This window comes from Pseudomonas sp. SMSB3, from assembly GCF_052041965.1.
Taxonomy (GTDB): Bacteria; Pseudomonadota; Gammaproteobacteria; order Pseudomonadales; family Pseudomonadaceae; genus Aquipseudomonas.
In genome coordinates, this window is record NZ_JBKGGV010000002.1 from 270,065 (window position 1) to 287,833 (window position 17,769).

At 63.7% G+C, this 17,769-nt stretch carries 18 protein-coding genes; 11 read left to right on the forward strand and 7 right to left on the reverse strand.

The annotated features are described in order from the left end of the window. Positions 1–17: 17 nt before the first annotated feature. From ACLEJW_RS04510 to ACLEJW_RS04520, 3 genes are all read left to right on the forward strand, one after another. Positions 18–1,166: an ABC transporter ATP-binding protein gene (locus ACLEJW_RS04510; RefSeq protein WP_440777047.1), complete on the forward strand. Its 1,149-nt coding sequence runs from the start codon at positions 18–20 to the stop codon at positions 1,164–1,166. Between the two features lie 107 nt (positions 1,167–1,273). Further along, positions 1,274–2,581 carry a phosphate ABC transporter substrate-binding/OmpA family protein gene (locus ACLEJW_RS04515; protein ID WP_313299573.1) on the forward strand — a complete coding sequence of 436 codons (1,308 nt, stop codon included), beginning with the start codon at positions 1,274–1,276 and terminating at the stop codon, positions 2,579–2,581. A 150-nt stretch (positions 2,582–2,731) separates the two neighbouring features. Next, positions 2,732–3,796, forward strand: coding sequence for a TerC family protein (locus tag ACLEJW_RS04520; protein ID WP_145187042.1), 1,065 nt, complete (start codon positions 2,732–2,734; stop codon positions 3,794–3,796). 9 nt (positions 3,797–3,805) lie between these two features. On the opposite strand, the gene ACLEJW_RS04525 is transcribed toward ACLEJW_RS04520, so the two are convergent. Both ACLEJW_RS04525 and ACLEJW_RS04530 read right to left on the reverse strand, forming a co-directional pair. Beyond that, positions 3,806–4,189, reverse strand: a complete 384-nt coding sequence (locus ACLEJW_RS04525) for a PAAR domain-containing protein (protein ID WP_145187045.1) — start codon at positions 4,187–4,189, stop codon at positions 3,806–3,808. 126 nt (positions 4,190–4,315) lie between these two features. Then, complete coding sequence (locus ACLEJW_RS04530) at positions 4,316–5,548, reverse strand: acyl-CoA dehydrogenase (RefSeq protein ID WP_440777048.1); 1,233 nt, start codon at positions 5,546–5,548, stop codon at positions 4,316–4,318. A 138-nt stretch (positions 5,549–5,686) separates the two neighbouring features. On the opposite strand from ACLEJW_RS04530, the gene ACLEJW_RS04535 reads away from it, so the two are divergent. Both ACLEJW_RS04535 and ACLEJW_RS04540 read left to right on the forward strand, forming a co-directional pair. Next, positions 5,687–6,613 carry a LysR family transcriptional regulator gene (locus tag ACLEJW_RS04535; protein WP_145187051.1) on the forward strand — a complete coding sequence of 309 codons (927 nt, stop codon included), beginning with the start codon at positions 5,687–5,689 and terminating at the stop codon, positions 6,611–6,613. Positions 6,614–6,796: 183 nt separating this feature from the next. After that, entirely contained in the window at positions 6,797–7,951 is a 1,155-nt protein-coding gene (locus ACLEJW_RS04540) for a cysteine desulfurase family protein (protein WP_145187054.1), read from the forward strand. Between the two features lie 43 nt (positions 7,952–7,994). Here ACLEJW_RS04540 and nfsB read toward each other — a convergent pair whose 3' ends face one another. Beyond that, complete coding sequence (nfsB, locus tag ACLEJW_RS04545) at positions 7,995–8,648, reverse strand: oxygen-insensitive NAD(P)H nitroreductase (protein WP_145187086.1); 654 nt, start codon at positions 8,646–8,648, stop codon at positions 7,995–7,997. 104 nt (positions 8,649–8,752) lie between these two features. Here nfsB and ACLEJW_RS04550 point away from each other — a divergent pair, with 104 nt between their 5' ends. From ACLEJW_RS04550 to ACLEJW_RS04560, 3 genes are read left to right on the forward strand one after another with little or no spacing between them, the layout of a single operon-like run. After that, a complete protein-coding gene (locus tag ACLEJW_RS04550) occupies positions 8,753–9,652 on the forward strand; it encodes a LysR family transcriptional regulator (protein ID WP_145187089.1) in 900 nt (299 codons plus the stop codon). Between the two features lie 58 nt (positions 9,653–9,710). Next, positions 9,711–10,541: an AraC family transcriptional regulator gene (locus tag ACLEJW_RS04555; RefSeq protein WP_313299562.1), complete on the forward strand. Its 831-nt coding sequence runs from the start codon at positions 9,711–9,713 to the stop codon at positions 10,539–10,541. Positions 10,542–10,591: 50 nt separating this feature from the next. Next, positions 10,592–11,176 (forward strand): LysE family translocator, encoded by a 585-nt coding sequence (locus ACLEJW_RS04560; RefSeq protein ID WP_313299560.1) that lies wholly within the window; start codon positions 10,592–10,594, stop codon positions 11,174–11,176. 26 nt (positions 11,177–11,202) lie between these two features. Here ACLEJW_RS04560 and ACLEJW_RS04565 read toward each other — a convergent pair whose 3' ends face one another. Together ACLEJW_RS04565 and calA are read right to left on the reverse strand one after the other, a co-directional pair. Next, positions 11,203–12,402, reverse strand: a complete 1,200-nt coding sequence (locus tag ACLEJW_RS04565; RefSeq protein WP_440777049.1) for a sugar transporter — start codon at positions 12,400–12,402, stop codon at positions 11,203–11,205. A 175-nt stretch (positions 12,403–12,577) separates the two neighbouring features. After that, positions 12,578–13,630, reverse strand: coding sequence for a vanillin reductase (gene calA / locus ACLEJW_RS04570; protein ID WP_440777050.1), 1,053 nt, complete (start codon positions 13,628–13,630; stop codon positions 12,578–12,580). Between the two features lie 180 nt (positions 13,631–13,810). Here calA and ACLEJW_RS04575 point away from each other — a divergent pair, with 180 nt between their 5' ends. Next, the gene (locus tag ACLEJW_RS04575; RefSeq protein ID WP_313455447.1) at positions 13,811–14,716 is read left to right on the forward strand and encodes an AraC family transcriptional regulator; all 906 of its coding nucleotides are present in this window, start codon (positions 13,811–13,813) and stop codon (positions 14,714–14,716) included. 6 nt (positions 14,717–14,722) lie between these two features. On the opposite strand, the gene thpR is transcribed toward ACLEJW_RS04575, so the two are convergent. After that, positions 14,723–15,271: an RNA 2',3'-cyclic phosphodiesterase gene (gene thpR / locus ACLEJW_RS04580; RefSeq protein ID WP_313299553.1), complete on the reverse strand. Its 549-nt coding sequence runs from the start codon at positions 15,269–15,271 to the stop codon at positions 14,723–14,725. 157 nt (positions 15,272–15,428) lie between these two features. Here thpR and lpxO point away from each other — a divergent pair, with 157 nt between their 5' ends. Both lpxO and ACLEJW_RS04590 read left to right on the forward strand, forming a co-directional pair. Beyond that, on the forward strand, positions 15,429–16,328 hold the full coding sequence (lpxO, locus tag ACLEJW_RS04585) for a lipid A hydroxylase LpxO (RefSeq protein ID WP_145187108.1): 900 nt from the start codon (positions 15,429–15,431) through the stop codon (positions 16,326–16,328). Positions 16,329–16,345: 17 nt separating this feature from the next. Beyond that, complete coding sequence (locus tag ACLEJW_RS04590; protein WP_313299531.1) at positions 16,346–16,915, forward strand: GNAT family N-acetyltransferase; 570 nt, start codon at positions 16,346–16,348, stop codon at positions 16,913–16,915. A gap of 75 nt (positions 16,916–16,990) precedes the next feature. Here ACLEJW_RS04590 and ACLEJW_RS04595 read toward each other — a convergent pair whose 3' ends face one another. Then, positions 16,991–17,737 (reverse strand): outer membrane beta-barrel protein, encoded by a 747-nt coding sequence (locus tag ACLEJW_RS04595; protein WP_440777051.1) that lies wholly within the window; start codon positions 17,735–17,737, stop codon positions 16,991–16,993. Positions 17,738–17,769: the final 32 nt, after the last annotated feature.

Sequence of the window (17,769 nt, forward strand, 5' to 3'; positions counted from 1 at the left end):
GCACGGAGAACACAACAATGAGTGCAGTCATCAAAGACAACGCCCAGGGCAAGACGCTGGTCAGCCTGCGCGGTTTGAACAAGCATTACGGCGATTTCACTGCCGTGGACAACCTCGACCTGGAGATCCAGGAAGGCGAGTTTCTGACGTTCCTCGGCTCCAGCGGCTCGGGCAAATCCACCACCTTGTCGATGCTGGCCGGATTCGAGACCCCGAGCAGCGGCGAGATTCTGGTCGACGGCCAATCGCTGGTCCACGTGCCGCCGCACAAGCGCGACATCGGCATGGTGTTCCAGCGCTACTCGCTGTTTCCGCACCTGAACGTGCGCGACAACATCGGTTTCCCCCTGGCCATTCGCAAACTCGGCGCTGCTGAAACCAGCAAGCGCGTGGATGCCATGCTCAAGCTGGTGCAGTTGGAGCCGTTCGCCCACCGCAAGCCTTCGCAGATGTCCGGCGGCCAGCAGCAGCGCGTGGCCATCGCCCGTGCGCTGGTGTACGAGCCGCGCATCCTGCTGATGGACGAGCCGCTCGGCGCGCTGGACAAGAAACTGCGCGAAGACCTGCAGGACGAACTGCGTCAGTTGCACCGGCGCCTGGGGATCACCATCGTCTATGTGACCCATGACCAGGAAGAAGCCATGCGCCTGTCCCAGCGCATCGCCATTTTCAGTCATGGCAAGATCGTCGGCCTGGGCAGCGGTTATGACCTCTACCAGAACCCGCCAAACGCCTTCGTCGCCTCGTTCCTGGGCAATTCCAACTTCCTGCACGTGCAAGCGAACAGCAACGGTGCGGCCAGCTTCGAAGGCCAGCCCGTGGCGATTCGCCTGACGCCCGGCCTGAGCGCCCAGCAGGACGCGCTGATCATGGTTCGGCCTGAAAAAGCCCTGGCCCTGAGCGCTGAGCAGGCTGCGCGCGAGCCTTTGCCGGGCGGCTGGAACGAGGTCGTCGCCAAGGTCGGCGAAGTGTTGTTCCTCGGCGAAAGCCAGACCTGTCACGTCAGGACCGCAGGCGGCACCGAGTTGACCGTCAAGGCGTTGTCCGCAGCGGGTATGCCGATGAAGCCCGGCGACACGGTCCGGGTGCGTTGGGCGGTGGCTGATGCGTGCATCTACACCGAATGGGCGCAAAGCGACCTGAGCAAGTCGGCAGGCGCCCACTGAGCAGCCAGGTCTGCAACGAGCCACTGCAGCGGCGCAGGTTGCAACGTCACACGTCGGTCACGCCACTGTCGTAATCTGCCGGGCAACCCGCCACAAGGTTGTCCGGCATGCTGCGCACGCTGCTTCTGCTGTTTCTCCTGCTACCCATGACCGTAGGGGCCGGGCCGCTGCAACTGCGTGTGCAGGGCTCCAATACCATGGGCGCGGCGCTGCTGCCTGCGCTGGTGCTGGGGCAGCTGTGGGCGCAACAGGCCACGGTGGTTCGTCAGGCCCCTGGGGCCATGCCCAATGAAACCCTGATCAGCGCAGTGGATGCGCAAGGCCGGCAGCTGCGCATCGACATCGCCGCCCATGGCACCAGCACCGGTTTCGCCGCCCTTGGCCAGGGCCTCGCCGACATGGCCGCAGCCTCGCGCCCAATCAGTGATGACGAAGCGCATCAGCTACAGGCCTTGGGCGACCTGCGCGCGGCCAGCGCCGAGCAGGTGATCGGCCTGGACGCCGTGGCGGTGATCGTGCACCCGGACAACCCCTTGCCGCAGCTGAGCACCGAGCAACTGGCGCAGATCTTCGCCGGGCGTGTACGGCGCTGGGAGGAGCTTGGCGTCAGCGGCGGCGACATCCACCTCAAGGCCCGCGACGATCGCTCTGGTACCTATGAAACCTTCAAGGCCCTGGTCCTGACCGCGCAGGGCCGCCGCCTGGCGGCACAGACGCAGCGCTTCGAGTCCAACGAGGCCGTGGCCGAGCAGGTGGTGACGGATCGCCAGGCGATCGGTTTCATCAGCCTGGCGGCGGTACATGGGGCCAAGGTGCTGGCCATTGCCGACGGCAATGCGCCGGCGATGCTGCCTGATCGTGCGCGGGTCGCCAGCGAGGATTATCCACTGTCGCGGCGCCTGTACCTGTACCTGCCGGCCAACGCCAAGCCTCAGGCCTACGCATTGGCCGAATTCGCCCAGAGCGCGGCGGGCCAGGCCATCGTCGCGCAGCAGGGTTTCGTCTCGCAACGGGTAGTCACGCAGACGATAACGCCGCAGGCAGGCATGCCGCCGCGCTATCGCAGCCTGGCGCGGCAAGCCCAACGGCTGAGCGTGAACTTTCGCTTCCAGCCAGGCAGCGCCAGCCTCGACAGCAAAGGCCTGCGTGACGTGCAACGGGTCACTGAGTACTTGCGCCGAGCCGGCAAGCTGCAAGGCAAAGCGGTACTGGTGGGTTTCGGCGACCGCAAGGAAACACCAGGCCGCGCGGCTCTGCTGTCACGCTTGCGTGCCCAGGCGGTGCGCCGCGAGCTGGCGCGGGCCGGGGTCGAGGTCTTACAGGTGAGCGGCATGGGCGATGAGCTGCCAGTCGCGGGCAACGATCAGCAGCACGGCCGCTTGCGCAATCAGCGGGTGGAGGTATGGGTCTACTGACGAGTAATGAAATGTAACAGCTCGCCGTTCGGCATCCTGGATAAACGCAGCTAGCATCAACCTCATGTGATACCGGGCCCCTCTGACGGCTGCCACGCCGTGATGTCGGATCACTGTTGCCAGGCAACGTCGACCAATCAGGAGGGGCTCATGACAGCTCTGCACGCATTTCTCACCACTCCGTTTCTAGGGACCAGCACATGGCTGTGGCTGGTGTTCATGGCGATCGTCATCGGTCTGCTGGTGCTCGACCTCGGCGTGCTGCACCGCCAGGACCGCGAAATCGAAATGCGCGAAAGCCTGCTGCTGTATTCAGGCTATTTCAGCGTCGGCGTACTGTTCGGGGTATGGGTCTGGTACCAACTCGGCGCGCAATCGGCGCTGGAGTTCTACACAGGGTTTCTGGTCGAACAATCCTTGTCGATGGACAACGTCTTCGTCATGGCGATGATTTTCGGCTTCTTCGCCATCCCCCGTCGCTATCAGCACCGCGTGCTGTTCTGGGGGATTCTCGGCGTCGTGATACTGCGCGCGATCATGATCGGCGTGGGCGCCGCGCTGGTCGAGAACTTTGCCTGGGTGCTGTATATCTTCGGCGCGTTCCTGCTGTTCACCGGGGTCAAGATGGCCCTGTCCAAGGAGGACAGCCACCCCGACCTTGCCAGCAATCCCGTGCTCAAGTTCGTGCGCAGGCACATGCGCGTGACCGACGAAATTCACGGCTCCCACTTCTTCGTACGGCTGACCCCACCTGGCGAGAACAAAGCCCTGCGCTATGCGACGCCGCTGTTCCTGGCCCTGGTGCTGATCGAGCTGGCCGACCTGGTGTTCGCGGTCGACAGCGTGCCGGCCATCTTCGCCATTACCCAGGACCCGTTCATCGTCTACACCTCGAACATCTTTGCCATCCTTGGCCTGCGCTCGCTGTATTTCGCGCTGTCGGCACTGATGCACCGCTTCGTGTATCTCAAGTATGCGCTGGCGCTGGTGCTGATTTTCATCGGTTGCAAAATTTTCTACCACGGCATGGTTGGCAAGGTGCCAGCGTTGCTGTCGCTGGGCGTCACCTTTGCGCTGCTGCTCGGTGGCGTGCTGGTTTCGTTGCTCAAGACCCGTGGTGACAAGGCAGTAGCGCCTGCTGTCCCGACGCAGCCGGGAGCAGGCGCAGAGGCAAAAGCTGACAATAAAGCCGAAGACTCTCAGCTACGCACCTGATACCCGCGCTCAGTGCGCGGCACTGACCGTGTCGCGCTCAAGCAGCGCTGCTGGCTGCAGTTGCCTGATCGAGTCCACGGCAGGTCGCGTCGCCTGCCGCGCTGGAGGTGCCTGATGCAACGGAGCGACCACGCGATTACTGCCGGTCGGGCAAGCACACAGCACCAGTGCGCCGTCCATGGCCACGCGCCGGCCGCAGGACAGAAAGAAGCGCACACCGTCCGCCACCACCCCCACCTGTCCACAGCGCGGACAGCGCGTGGTGAGATCGCCTTCTCTGAGCACCACGCGCCCATGCCGTGAGTAGCCTGCACCGGTGGCGATACAAATGGCGCCCGTGGTCGTCACATCACCATCCACTGCATGACCTTTGCCAGCCAGGTTAAGCCGCATCGGTAGTACTCCCTGTGCCGTTGTAAGGTAGAAAACCTAACACCTGCCCAGGGATGACTTGCGTCGAGCGTGAAAAAATAGACCTTTCCTACAGGCTTCGTAAGCTGATCCTACAGACTGCGCCGACTAACGAAGGTCGCCGCGTAGCATCTGCGCGGGCACATACTTACCGATTTCATACTTGCCGATCGCCGCCCGGTGCACTTCGTCCGGGCCATCGGCCAGGCGCAGGGTGCGCTGCATGGCATACATGTAAGCCAAGGGGAAATCCCCACTGACCCCGGCCCCGCCATGCATCTGAATGGCCCGGTCGATAACCTTCAAGGCCACGTTTGGCGCGACCACCTTGATCTGCGCGATCTCGCTGCGGGCGACCTTGTTACCGACTGTATCCATCATGTACGCAGCCTTCAGGGTCAGCAGGCGGGCCATGTCGATCTCCATGCGTGAATCGGCGATCTTGTCGACATTACCGCCCAGGCGCGCCAACGGCCGGCCGAAGGCGGTGCGCGCCACCGACCGCTCGCACATCAGCTGCAGAGCCCGCTCGGCCATGCCGATCGAGCGCATGCAGTGGTGAATGCGTCCAGGCCCAAGGCGCCCCTGGGCGATCTCGAAGCCACGGCCTTCGCCGAGGATGACGTTATCGAACGGCACGCGCACGTTCTCGAACAGCACCTCGGCGTGACCATGGGGCGCGTCGTCGTAGCCGAACACCGGCAGCGGCCGGACGATCTTCACGCCGGGTGTGTCGGTCGGCACCAGGATCATCGAATGCTGCTCATGGCGTGGCCCATCGGGGTTGGACAAACCCATGAAGATCATCACCTTGCAGCGTGGATCGCAGGCGCCGGAAGTCCACCACTTACGGCCGTTGATCAGCCACTGGTCGCCCTGCCGTATGGCAGTCGCGGCCATGTTGGTCGCATCCGACGAGGCTACGTCCGGCTCGGTCATGGCGAATGCCGAACGGATCTCGCCACGCAGCAACGGCTCGAGCCACTGCTGCTTCTGCGCCGGGCTGCCATAACGCACCAGCACCTCCATGTTGCCGGTGTCCGGCGCTGAGCAGTTGAACGGCTCCGGACCCAGCAGCGAGCGCCCCATGATCTCGGCAAGCGGCGCGTATTCCAGATTGCTCAGGCCAGCGCCGTATTGCGATTCGGGCAGGAACAGGTTCCACAGGCCCTCAGCCCGTGCCTGCTCCTTGAGTTGTTCCATGATCTGCGTGGGCTGCCAGCGGTCACCCTCGGCGACCTGGCGCTCGAACACTGGCTCGGCAGGATAGACATGGGCCTCCATGAACGCACTGACGCGCTCACGCAGTGCCTGGACCTTGGGCGAATAGGCGAAATCCATCGGGGCTACCTTCACGGTTCGAAAGACATGGGCAGAGCCTAGAGCAGCGCACCTCGATCTACCTAGTCTATTTTCAGCGTGTATTAACATTCATAACCGATATATGATCGGCCAATAATTCAAACAAAAGGCGGCGCCATGAACCTCAGCAAGGTCGACCTCAACCTGTTCATCGTCTTTGACGCGATCTACACCGAAGCCAACTTGACCCGTGCCGGGCAAATCGTCGGCATCACCCAGCCGGCGGTATCCAACGCGCTTTCCCGACTGCGTGAAACCTTCAACGACCCGCTGTTCGTGCGTACCGCTCAAGGCATGGTACCCACGCCCATGGCGCAGAACATCATCGGCCCGGTGCGCAACGCCCTGGCGCTGCTGCGCACCTCGGTGCAGGAAAGCCGCATCTTCAATCCGCAGCAGGCCAACAAGACCTTCCGCATCAGCATGACCGACCTCACCGAGGCCGTGGTGCTGCCGCCGCTGTTCCAGCGCCTGCGCCGCCTGGCCCCGGCAGTGTTGATCGAAAGTTTTCTGTGCAAGCGCCGCGAAACCACCAAGGAGCTGGCGGCCGGGCGCCTGGATTTCGCCGTGGATGCCCCGCTGAACACCGACCCGCAGGTACGCCACGTCAAGTTGATGCAGGACCGCTATGTTTGCGCCCTGCGCCAGGGCCACCCACTGGCCGAGGCCAAGCTGACCTTGGACAACTACCTGGCCATGACCCACATCCACATTTCCAGCCGCCGCAATGGCTTGGGCTACGTGGACCTGGCCCTGGGCAAGATGGGCGTGCAACGCAAGGTCGCGCTGCGCTCGCAGCATTACCTGATGGCCTCGCAAGTGTTGCAACAGACGGACATGGTGATGACCGTGCCCGAGCGATTCGCCCGCCGCCATCAGCTGCGCTTCCATCCCCTGCCGGTGGAAATCCCGCCGCTGGAAACCCACCTGTATTGGCATGAGAGCACCGACCAGGACCCGGCCAACCGCTGGATGCGCGAGCAGATCATCGAGCTGTGCGAGCGCGTCGTGGCCGATGAGGAACGCGCCCTGCAGCCGGCCTGATCGACACCGTTGAAAAATGGCGGCTGCACTAGGAGTGCGTTATTTCACCCAGGCCTATTCATAGAGAAAAATATTCTCTGCAAACGCGCTGACTCGCTGACAAATAGCACAATCGTCCGGCTACTAGCGGGTAGGCTTGAGTCCACCACTGCCGATCCACGGCAGCTTGCACGGACTCGCCTCATGCCCAGCGCTCCTCTGTATTTCGACTATGCCGCCACCACGCCGGTCGATGACCGCGTCATCGAAACCATGCTCAGTTGCCTGGGTCGTCAGGTCAACTTCGGCAATCCCGCTTCCAGCGGGCACCTGTTCGGCCAGGCCGCCCGTGAAGTGGTCGAACAGGCCAGGCGTCAGGTCGCCGAGCGCGTCAATGCCAACCCTGAGGACATCATCTGGACGTCGGGCGCGACTGAATCCAACAACCTTGCCCTCAAGGGCATCGCCCAGGGCTGGGGCCAACCCGGACATCTGATCACCAGTCAGCTCGAGCACAAGGCCGTGCTCGATACGGTCAGCGAGCTTGAGCGTCACGGCTGGGCGGTCACTCGCCTGGCGCCAGACGAAACCGGCCTGATCCAGCCCTACGCGGTGCAGGCGGCGCTGCGCCCCGACACGCGCCTGGTGTCATTGATGGCGGTGAACAACGAGCTGGGCACGGTCACCGACGTCGCGGCCATTGCTGAGCGGGTGCGCGCCCATGGCGCCCTGTTGCATGTGGATGCGGCACAGGCGGTTGGCAAGCTGGGCATTGACCTGCGCGCCATGGCGGTGGACCTGATGTCGTTTTCAGCGCACAAAGTCTACGGCCCCAAGGGCATCGGCGCACTGTATGTCGGACCCCACGCACGACCCCTGATGCGTGCGCAGATTCACGGCGGCGGCCATGAGCGCGGGTTACGTTCGGGTACCTTGCCCACCCATCAGATCGTCGGCATGGGCAGTGCGTTTGCCTTGGCCGGTGAACCAGGCGACCAGGAGCATCAGCGCATCGAACGCTTGTCCAGGCGCTTGCATGAAGGCTTGCTGAGCCTGCCAGGGGTAAGTCTCAATGGCGATGCGCGGCAGCGGGTGGCGCACACCTTGAATTTGCTGATCGCGGTCGATGGCTTCAACAGTGCAGCGCTGGGCAGTGAACTGGCGCTGTCCACCACCTCGGCGTGCAATTCGGCAAGCAGCGCCGCTTCCCATGTGCTGCTGGCCCTGGGCCTGGACGAGCCGAGGGCACGCCAGAGCGTACGCCTGAGCATCGGGCGATTCACCACCGAGGCCGAGGTGGAGGCCGCGATTGGCGTGCTGCAGCGGGCCTGCACGGCCGCTGCCGGAGCGCTGTGGTAGTGCGTGACGAGCCGGCTGCGGCAGCTGCCGCAGCCCGCTGCATTCACAGGAAGGTGAACACCGATTTGGCCGGCAGACGCGACTTGTTCAAGCCGGCATTGAAATCCGCCTCGCTGCGATAGCCCAAGCTCAGCACCACCACGCTGCTGAAGCCTTGTTCCCGCAGGCCCAATTCGGCATCCATGACCTTGCTGTCGAAGCCTTCGATGGGCGTGGCATCCAGGCCGTGGGCGGCAGCGCCGAGCAGTGCGGTACCCAGCGCCAGGTAAGTCTGCTTCTCCATCCAATGCTGCAGGTCTTTAAGATCGTAGCGATGCAGGTTGGCATAGCCACGGCGAGTCTGGTCCTGCCCTGCGCGGGCTTGCTGGTCACGGAAGCGGCCATCGGCCTGTTCTTGCTCCAGCACAGCATCTAGATGCGCTTCGGTCATGTCGGTACGGGTGCAGAACACGATCACATGCGAAGCATCGAGGATCTTGGCCGTGTTGTAGGCGAACCCGCCTTCAGTGGCCTTGGCCAGGCGAGCCTTGCCTTCTGCGCTGTCCGCAACGACGAAGTGCCACGGCTGCGAATTGACCGACGATGGGCTGTGGCGCAATTGCTCGAGCAGCGCGTCGATCGTCGCCTGGGGAATCTTGCGAGCGGCATCGTAAGCCTTGGTGGTGTAGCGGCGTTTGGCCAGGGAGACGGTATCCATGCAACAACTCCATTAAGCAGTAGGGAACGTGTGACGCATCTTATCTGTTCTGCGACGCAGAAAAACCGGCAGAATGCAGCAACACTTTTATTGCTGGAGTGAAAATGCTGCGTTTGACCGATCTGCACCTGTTCGTGCGCAGCAGCGCTTTGGGTAGCTTCACCGCTGCCGCCCATGAAGCCCACCTGTTGCCGGGACAAGTGGCCGCCGCAGTCAAGCGTCTGGAGCGCGACCTTGACGTGCGCCTGTTCGCGCGCACCACCCGCAGCCTGCGCTTGACCGCTGAGGGCGAGCGCTACCTGCCCACTGCCCAGCAGGCGTTGGAAATGCTGCGCCAGGGCCATGAGCAGTTGCATGCCAGCGCCAATGTGCTGCGCGGCGTGCTCCAGGTATCGGCGCCCTCCGACATCGGCCGCAACTTGCTGTTGCCCTGGCTCAGCGCGTTTCGCCGCGAGCACCCAGCGCTGGCGCTACGCTTTTTTCTGTCTGACCAGATGGCGGACTTCAGCCGCGACCCGGTCGACGTCGCCATTCGCTACGGCCTGAATCAGGACGCCAACTACATCGCCTTGCCCCTGGCGCCGTGGAACCGCCGGGTGCTGGTGGCGGCGCCCGGCTACCTGGCCCGGCACGGCCGCCCGCGCAGCCCCGAGGAGCTGGCGCACCACGACTGCCTGTTGTACTTGCAGCACAACCGGGTGTTCGATAAATGGCAGCTGGGCAACCGCACGGTGCAGGTCCATGGCCCGCTGATCAGCGACGACGCCGATGTGGTGCGGCGTTGGGCGCTGGAAGGCGAAGGTATCGTCTACAAGTCGTGGCTGGATGTCAGCGCCAACATCGCCGCCGGCGAGCTGGAAGTCCTGTTGCCGGATTACCCCGGCGAAGCCACACCGGTAACCTTGGTCTGCCCCCATCGCAAGCAGCTGTCACCGGCCGTCAGCCAGTTGCACCTGTGGTTGCGCGAGCGATTCGCCACGTTGCAGCCTGCACAAATGTTCTAAACCGCCCTGTCCGAGTCGGGTAAGGTTGACTGCCCTGCCCTGAATCAAGCCTGCTGCCATGAGTAACTGGATCGATCTCAAGCAAGACGCCGACACCGGCATCGAGTCGGTTCGTGCGCATTTCGTCGGCCATGCCTACGACCCGCACTGGCACGACAGCTTCCTGGTCGGGGTGACCGAGCAAGGTGTGCAGCAATTCAATTGCCGTAAGGTGCGGCATCAAAGCACGGCAGGTCATGTGTTTCTGCTCGAGCCGGGCGACCTGCATGACGGTGATGCGCCCACCGCCGAGGGCTTTACCTATTCGACCTTGTACCTCGATCCGCAGTGGCTGGACGCCGAACTGCGCGCGCTGTTCGACCAGGTGCCCGGCGACAGCCTGCCGCGCTTCGCGGACACCTTGTGCCAGGACACCCGCCTGGTGTGTGCCACAGCCCTGGCGTTTCAAGCGATGCATGGCCAGGAACTGCGCATCGTGCGCCAGGCGGCGCTGGACCAACTGCTGGCCGCGCTGACCTGTCACCTGCACTGGCGCAAACGCCTGAACCCCGACCCGCGCCTGCCACTCACCGCCCAGCGCGCGCGGGATTTTCTGCATGCGCATTTTGATCAGGACATTGCCCTGGAACAGGTCGCGCAGGCCTGCGGGGTCGACCGTTTCCGCTTGACACGGGCGTTCAAGAGCGCCTTTGGCCTGGCGCCTCACGCTTACCTCATCCAGCTGCGCCTGGCCCGCGCCCGACGCCTGCTGGGCCAGGGCCAGACGCCCGCCGAAGCCGCCGTGGCGCTGGGCTTCGCCGACCAGAGCCACCTTGGCCGCTGGTTTCGCCGCGCCTATCGGCTGACCCCTGCCGACTACCGCAGGCGCTGCTCAAACCTTCCAGACTGAACCGGCGGCCGTTGCGAGCATGGGGCTCTTTTCACACGGAGCCGTTTTCCATGTCGCAATCGTTGTTGGCGTTCTTGTTATTCGCCCTGGTGTCGAGCATCAGTCCCGGGCCGACCAACCTGCTGATTCTCGCCCACGGTGCCCGCCGCGGTCTGCGCGCGAGCCTGGCGCCAATACTGGCCGGGTGCGGCGCCGCGGCAGCGGTGGTGCTGCTGGTCGGCCTGGGCCTGGATGAGCTGCTGGCGCGGCATGCGCAGGTTCAGCACATGATGAATTGGGCGGGCGTCGTGTGGTTGAGCGTGCTCGCCTGGCGCATGCTGCGCAGTGCAGGCCAGCCCCTCGACAGCGCCAGCGGCAAACCCTTCACGGCATTGGACGCAGCATCCCTGCAGGTGATCAACCCCAAGGTCTGGATGATGGCCGTGGCCGTGATCGGGGTCTTTGCAGCACCCTCGCTGCCCATCTGGCAACTGGCGTTGGTGTTCCTGCTGATCGCCCTGCCCTGCATGACGGCATGGGCGCTGCTGGGCGTGGGCAGCGCCCGCTGGCTGAGCCGCCCTGGGCGACTGTTGTGGTTCAACCGCACACTGGCGGTGTTGTTACTGGCCTCAGCCTGGACAGCGGTCTTGCGCTGAGCGCCGCCCAGGCCGAGGCTCGCCGATCAGTGCGGCAAGGCCTGGCGCAAGCGCTGGGTGCCGGCCAGCGCCAGGAGCAGCCCCATCAGCGCAACGCTACCGCCGACCAGGCCGATATTGGCCACGCCCAGCTGGCTGCTGACGATGCTGCCGAGCAGCGCACCGCCGCCGATACCGATGTTGTAGATCCCCGAAAACAACGCCATGGCCACGTCGGTGGCGTCGTGGGCCAATTTCAGGGTCTTGGATTGCAGCGACAGGCTGAAGCTCAGGATCGCCACACCCCAGAACATGCTCAGCGCCGCGAACACATAGAAGTGCCCAGACAGCGGCAGCAGCAACAGCAGGCACGCCGCCAGCACGGCGATCGAGCCCAGTAGAAAGCCATGGGGGAACCGCTCGCTGTAGCGGCTGAACAGCACCGAACCAAGCACCCCAGCGCCGCCGAACAGCAACAGCAGCAACGTGGTGCGCTCGCCGCCGATCTGCGCCACCTGCAGGGCGAACGGCTCGATATAACTGTAGGCGGTGAATTGCGCGGTGATGACCAGGGTCACCAGCAAGTAGGTGATGACCAGTGCCGGTCGCTTGAACAGCACCGGCAGGCTGCGCAGCGAGCCGGAGTTCTGGCTGGGCAGCAACGGCAGCGATTTGACCAGGCACAGCATGGTCGCCAGCGCCACGCCGGCAATGCTCAGGAAGGTGATGCGCCAACCCAGTGCTTCACCGACCACGCGCCCGAGCGGGACACCCAGGACCATCGCCAGGGTCGTGCCGGTGGCCAGCAGACCGAGCGCCTTGGCCTGTTGGCCCGCAGGCGCCACGCGTACCGCAAGTGAAGCTGTGATGGCCCAGAACACCGCATGGGCCAGGGCGATGCCGATGCGGCTGACCAGCAGCATGGCAAAACTCTGTGACAGCCACGACAGCAAGTGGCTGACGATGAACACCAGGAACACGAACAGCAGCAGGCGCCGACGCTCGACGTTGCGGGTCAGCAGCATCATCGGCAGCGAGGCCAGCGCCACCACCCAGGCATAGATGGTCAGCATCAGGCCGACCTGCGCCGTGCTCATGTCGAAACTCGCACCGATGTCGCTGAGCAATGCCACCGGGACGAACTCGGTGGTGTTGAAAATGAAGGCGGCCAGCGCCAGGGCAATCACGCTTAGCCAGCTGCCGCCACCGACGGTCGGTGGTAGCTGGGTGGGGATGGGTCCATTCATGGATAAGAATCGCTTCTGGGCAGACAGGGCAACAGAGCGCGCGCCAGCGGCCGGGGTTCGGCAGCGCTGACGCACGGTTTGTCATTGGAAGGAATGCCCGGCATGGTACGCGTCACGCCAGGCCCTCACAACCCCGCGTCTGGCCCTCTACCAGGGGTTAGGACGAGGGCCAGGCTCAGCCCTGCAGGGTGGCCATGTCGATGACGAAACGGTATTTCACATCGCCGGCGATCATGCGCTCGTAGGCTTGGTTGATATTGCGGATATCGAGCATCTCGATGTCACAGCGGATGTCGTGCTTGGCGCAGAAATCCAGCACTTCCTGGGTTTCGGCGATGCCGCCAATCAGCGAGCCAGCCAGCACGCGGCGTTTCATCACCAGGTTGGCAGCATGCAGCGCCGGGTCGATCGGCTCGATCAGACCGACCAGGATGTGCACGCCATCGAATTTCAGCGTTTCCAGGTACGGATTGAGGTCGTGCTGCACCGGGATGGTGTCGAGCAGGAAGTCGAAGCGGCCCGCGGCAGCGCGCATCTGCTCGGCATCGGTGGACACGATCACATGGTCGGCGCCCTGGCGACGTGCTTCATCGGCCTTGGCCTGGGAACGAGTGAACAAAGTGACTTCGGCACCGAGGGCCTTGGCCAGCTTGATGCCCATATGGCCCAGGCCGCCCATGCCGAGAATGCCGACCTTGTGGCCAGGGCCCACACCGTGGTGCTTGAGCGGCGAATAGGTGGTGATGCCGGCGCACAGAATCGGCGCAGCGCTGGGCAGGTCCATGCCTGCGGGGATGCGCACCACGAAATGGTCGCTCACCACGATGCTGCTGGAATAACCGCCCATGGTGTTGCTGCCATCGACCCGGTCCGGGGTGGCGTAGGTCATGGTCGGGCCTTCCAGGCAATATTGCTCCAGGTCCTTGGCGCACGCTTCGCAGTGGCGGCAGGAATCGACCATGCAGCCGACCCCGACCAGGTCGCCAACCTTGTGTGCGCTGACCTGCTCACCCACGGCGGTGACCCGGCCGATGATCTCGTGACCGGGCATCAGCGGGTACACGGCGATGCCCCACTCGTTGCGCGCCTGGTGAATGTCGGAGTGACACACGCCGCAGTAGAGAATGTCGATGACCACATCGTCAGGACGCGGCGCACGGCGCTCGAACTTCATGGGCGCCAGGGGGCTGGTCGGGGTTTGCGCGGCGTAACCGATAGCAGTGTACATACGGGACCTCTCGATGAAGTGAAACGGTTCAGTGAGGCCATTTTGCCCTTCAAGCCTGTGACCCGCCACGGCTGATTCTCCGACATGCATGCCTGATCGTCCGAACCTTGCGCCCAGCCTCTGGCGCTGGCCAGCCATTCTGCGATGATGCCACTGTCTGATTCTCTGTCCTGGTACACCATGCAACTGACCCGTCACGTCGATGCCAACGCCCCGCTGTGCGCGCTCATCCGCCGCCTTGCCGAACGCCCGGGGTTCGTCCCAACCCACCTGCCTCAGGTGCAAGTGCTGAGTTGGGACCACTATGTAGCCAGCAGCCCGCAAATCTACGAGCCGAGCCTGATGATCCTGGCGCAGGGCAGCAAGCTGGCGCGCCTGGGGCCGCGCACCCTGGAGTACGGTGCGGGGCATTACCTGGTGCAGGCCCTGTCGGTGCCGTTCATGTGCGAAACCTTCGCCACCGCCGATGTACCGCTGCTGGGTGTGGCAGTGGACATCGACCGTGGTGTGCTGGGCGAATTGGTGCAGAGCATGGGCCTGGCCCCCGATGCTGTGGTACAGGCGCAGACGCCACAGTCGATGACCTCGGCGGCGCTGGATGCGCCGATGCGCGCATCGGTCGAGCGCCTGCTGCAGTGCCTGCAAGACCCGGTGGACGCCAAAGTCCTGGGGCCGGCGCGCGTACGTGAAGTGCTCTACACCGCACTGCGCGGAACGCAAGCTGGGGCGCTGCGCGCGCTGGTCGAGCAGCAGGGTCACTTTGCACGAATTGGCGCGGCACTCATGCACCTGCGCGAGCATTACGCCGAACCCTTGAGCGTCGAGGCCCTGGCAGCGTGTGCGAACATGAGTGTCTCGACCTTCCATGAGCACTTCAAGCGCTGCACCGACATGGCGCCAATGCAGTATGTCAAGCGCCTGCGCCTGCTCAAGGCCCAACAGATGCTGATCGGCGAAGGCTTGGGCGTGGCGCAGACGGCGCATCGAGTGGGCTACCAGAGCACCTCGCAGTTCAGCCGCGAGTACAAGCGCCAGTTCGCGCGCAGCCCCGGCGACGAACTGTCGTACCAGAGCCTGCCGGTGTGAGCCGCCTCAGGCGTCGCCCAGCGGCCATTGCGCCAGTGGCCAATACCGCCCTTTGCGCGATTCGTAAAGGGTGAACACCCGGGCATCGAGGAAGAATTCCGGCGCTACCCCCGCTTCGGGCGCCTGGTGGCGGAAGTCGCGCGACAAGGTCAGGTGCGGGCGATACTCGCGGCCCTGCTCGCCAAAGCCCATCGGCAGCAGTGCCTGTTGCAAGGCGTAGACCAACTGGCGCAGGGCAGCTGGCGTTTCCTGCGGCTCCAGCGCCAGCACGCCGGCGCGTTGCCAGCTGTTCAACCGGTCGAGCACCAGGCGAAGTGGCGCTTGCGGGCGCGTGAGGGTATCGACTGCGGCGCAAATCGCCGGTACCTGCGCGGCGTCTACGTCCCCCAGAAACAGCAAGGTCAGGTGGAAGTTTTCGCTAGGCACCGGCTTGCCGCTGCGCAGGTTCAGACCACGCCGCCAGTGGGCGATGGCGCGGCGCTGGCTATCGCTGACCGGCAAGGCGAAGAACAGCCGTTTGAACGGGGCGCCACTGGCGCGGATGGCCTGGATCATAGGAACTCCATTGCGTGAAACGTTTGCGCTCGCTAGCCGGTGATGCGCTCAAATCGCCCCGGCTCAACGTAACAATATGTACAAACTGCCCCCATGATTGTTTATGCTGGCGGGCTTACGCCATGGCGCATGGCCATTTTTCGACAAGTAAACGTCCATGAAAATTGCACTCGTACTGATCTTCGTTCTCTCGATCGCCTACGTTCACCTGCGCGGTCGGGTACGCCACAAGTTGACCCGCCAGCTGGGCGATCACTCAAGCTTCCTGGCGCCGGTCAACAGCTTTCTGTACCTGTTTTCCAAACACCCGGCCAAGCCCTACTTGCCCGTCGAGGCCTTCCCCGAGCTGCAGCCGCTCCAGGAGCACTGGCAGGAAATTCGCGCCGAAGCGCAGCAGTTGCTGCACGTCGGCGAGATCAAGAAATCCGACAACTACGACGACGTGGGTTTCAACTCGTTCTTCAAGACCGGCTGGAAGCGCTTTTACCTGAAGTGGTACGGCGAGAGCCACCCCTCGGCGATGACCCTGTGCCCGCGCACCACCGAGCTGCTGCAAGGCATCGGCACGGTCAAGGCGGCGATGTTCGCCACCTTGCCGCCGGGGGCCAAGCTGGTGCGCCACCGTGACCCATACGCAGGGTCGTACCGTTTCCATCTTGGCCTGGACACGCCCAATGACGATGGCTGCTATATCGACGTGGACGGCGAAAAGTATTCATGGCGCGATGGCGAGGGTGTGGTGTTCGATGAAACCTACATTCACTATGCGGCCAACACCACCGAGCACAATCGCATCATCCTGTTCTGCGACATCGAGCGTCCGCTCAAGTACCGCTGGGCCACCGCTTTCAACCGCTGGTTCAGCCGCAATGTCATGGCCGCCGCAGCAGCGCCCAACGACGCCGGCGACAAGACCGGTGCGATCAATCGGCTATTCACCCGCATCTACCGCATACGCGAACGCGGCAAGGCGTTGAAGAAGCGCAATCGCATGCGTTACTACCTGGAAAAGTGGCTGGTGGTAGCGGCATTGATAGTGCTGTTCATCTACATCTGATGGTTCGAGGAAGCGCCATGATCGACGTTCGCCCCATGACGCCCGATGACTTCGAGCGTTTCTGGCCCACCTTGCAGGCAGTCGTCCAGGCCCGCGAAACCTACGCGCTCGATCCCGAGCTCGACTTCGCCCAGGCGCGCCGGCTGTGGCTTGAACTGCCGCTGCACACGCTGGTAGCCGAAGAGGACGGTGAGCTGCTGGGCTCGTACTACCTCAAGGCCAATGCGGCGGGACCCGGGGCCCATGTCGGCAACTGTGGCTATATGGTCTGCGCCGCTGCCCAGGGCCGCGGGGTGGCACGGCTGATGTGCGAACACTCACAGAAACTGGCACGCCAGGAAGGCTTCCTGGCGCTGCAGTTCAACAGCGTGGTCGCCAGCAACGAAGTCGCCGTGGCGCTGTGGAACAAGCTGGGCTTCGAGACGGTGGGTCGGCTGCCCAAGGCCTATCGCCACGCCCGCCTGGGCCTGGTCGACTGTCTGGTGATGTACAAATGGCTTGCCGATGCGCCGGTGGTGGAGACGCCTGCGTTGCTGATCGGGCGCAACAATATCGAAGCGCGGGTTTCGCGCCGCCGCGGGCGCTAGGACGTGTAGCAGCGGCCTGGCCTGCCCCGCCGCCGTGCGAGACGAGCGGAGGGGCAGTGCCTCAGGCATCCAGCATCAGAACGCCATGCCGACTTTGAAGCCAAACTCGTCACGCTTGAGCTTGGTATTGTCGGCTACCGGCGAATCTTCATCGAGCTTGTATTCGGTCCGGGTGTAGTAGACGCCGGCCTGCAGCGGCAACGCGCCTTGCTGGTTCATCAGCAGGGTCACTTCGGCATACGGGTTGGTACGGTCTTTCAGGTCCACCGTATCGCTGCCGAAATCGTCGACCTTGAGGCGGGCGCGGCCATCGATGGTGTGACGTGCGCCGACTTCAACGCGCAGGGTCGAGGCGTCGAACTGATGGTTGTAGCCCAGCGCCGCCTTGGCGAACGGCGACTTGTAGGTCAGCTTGGTATCCAGGTCGTTGATCTCTGGCTCGAAACGCGTCCAGCTGTAGCCGCCACCCACGGTGACGTCGACGAAATTACGCGCATCCAGCGCCGCACGCCAGCCCAGGTCCAGGTCGGCTTGCGCTTCCTTGAGCTTGTCGTCGTTTTTCTTGCCGTACTTGGCTTCTGCGCCAATCTGGTAGATGAACCCGGACTCGGCAGTCATCTTGTTGCTGAAGGTGGCGAACAGACCGCCCTGGCCCAGATGCTCCTTATCCGACTCACTGCCGCCTTCGAACTTGAACTTATTGTAAGCACCCAGCAGACCAACGCTGAACAGCGGGTCGGTGCTTGGCGCGGCCTGGGCGAGGATTGGCGAGCTGACCAGAGCGAGCAGGCCGGCGTGACGCAGCAGGTTGCGAGCGAACATACGAATACAGTCTCCATGACAGTAAGACAAAT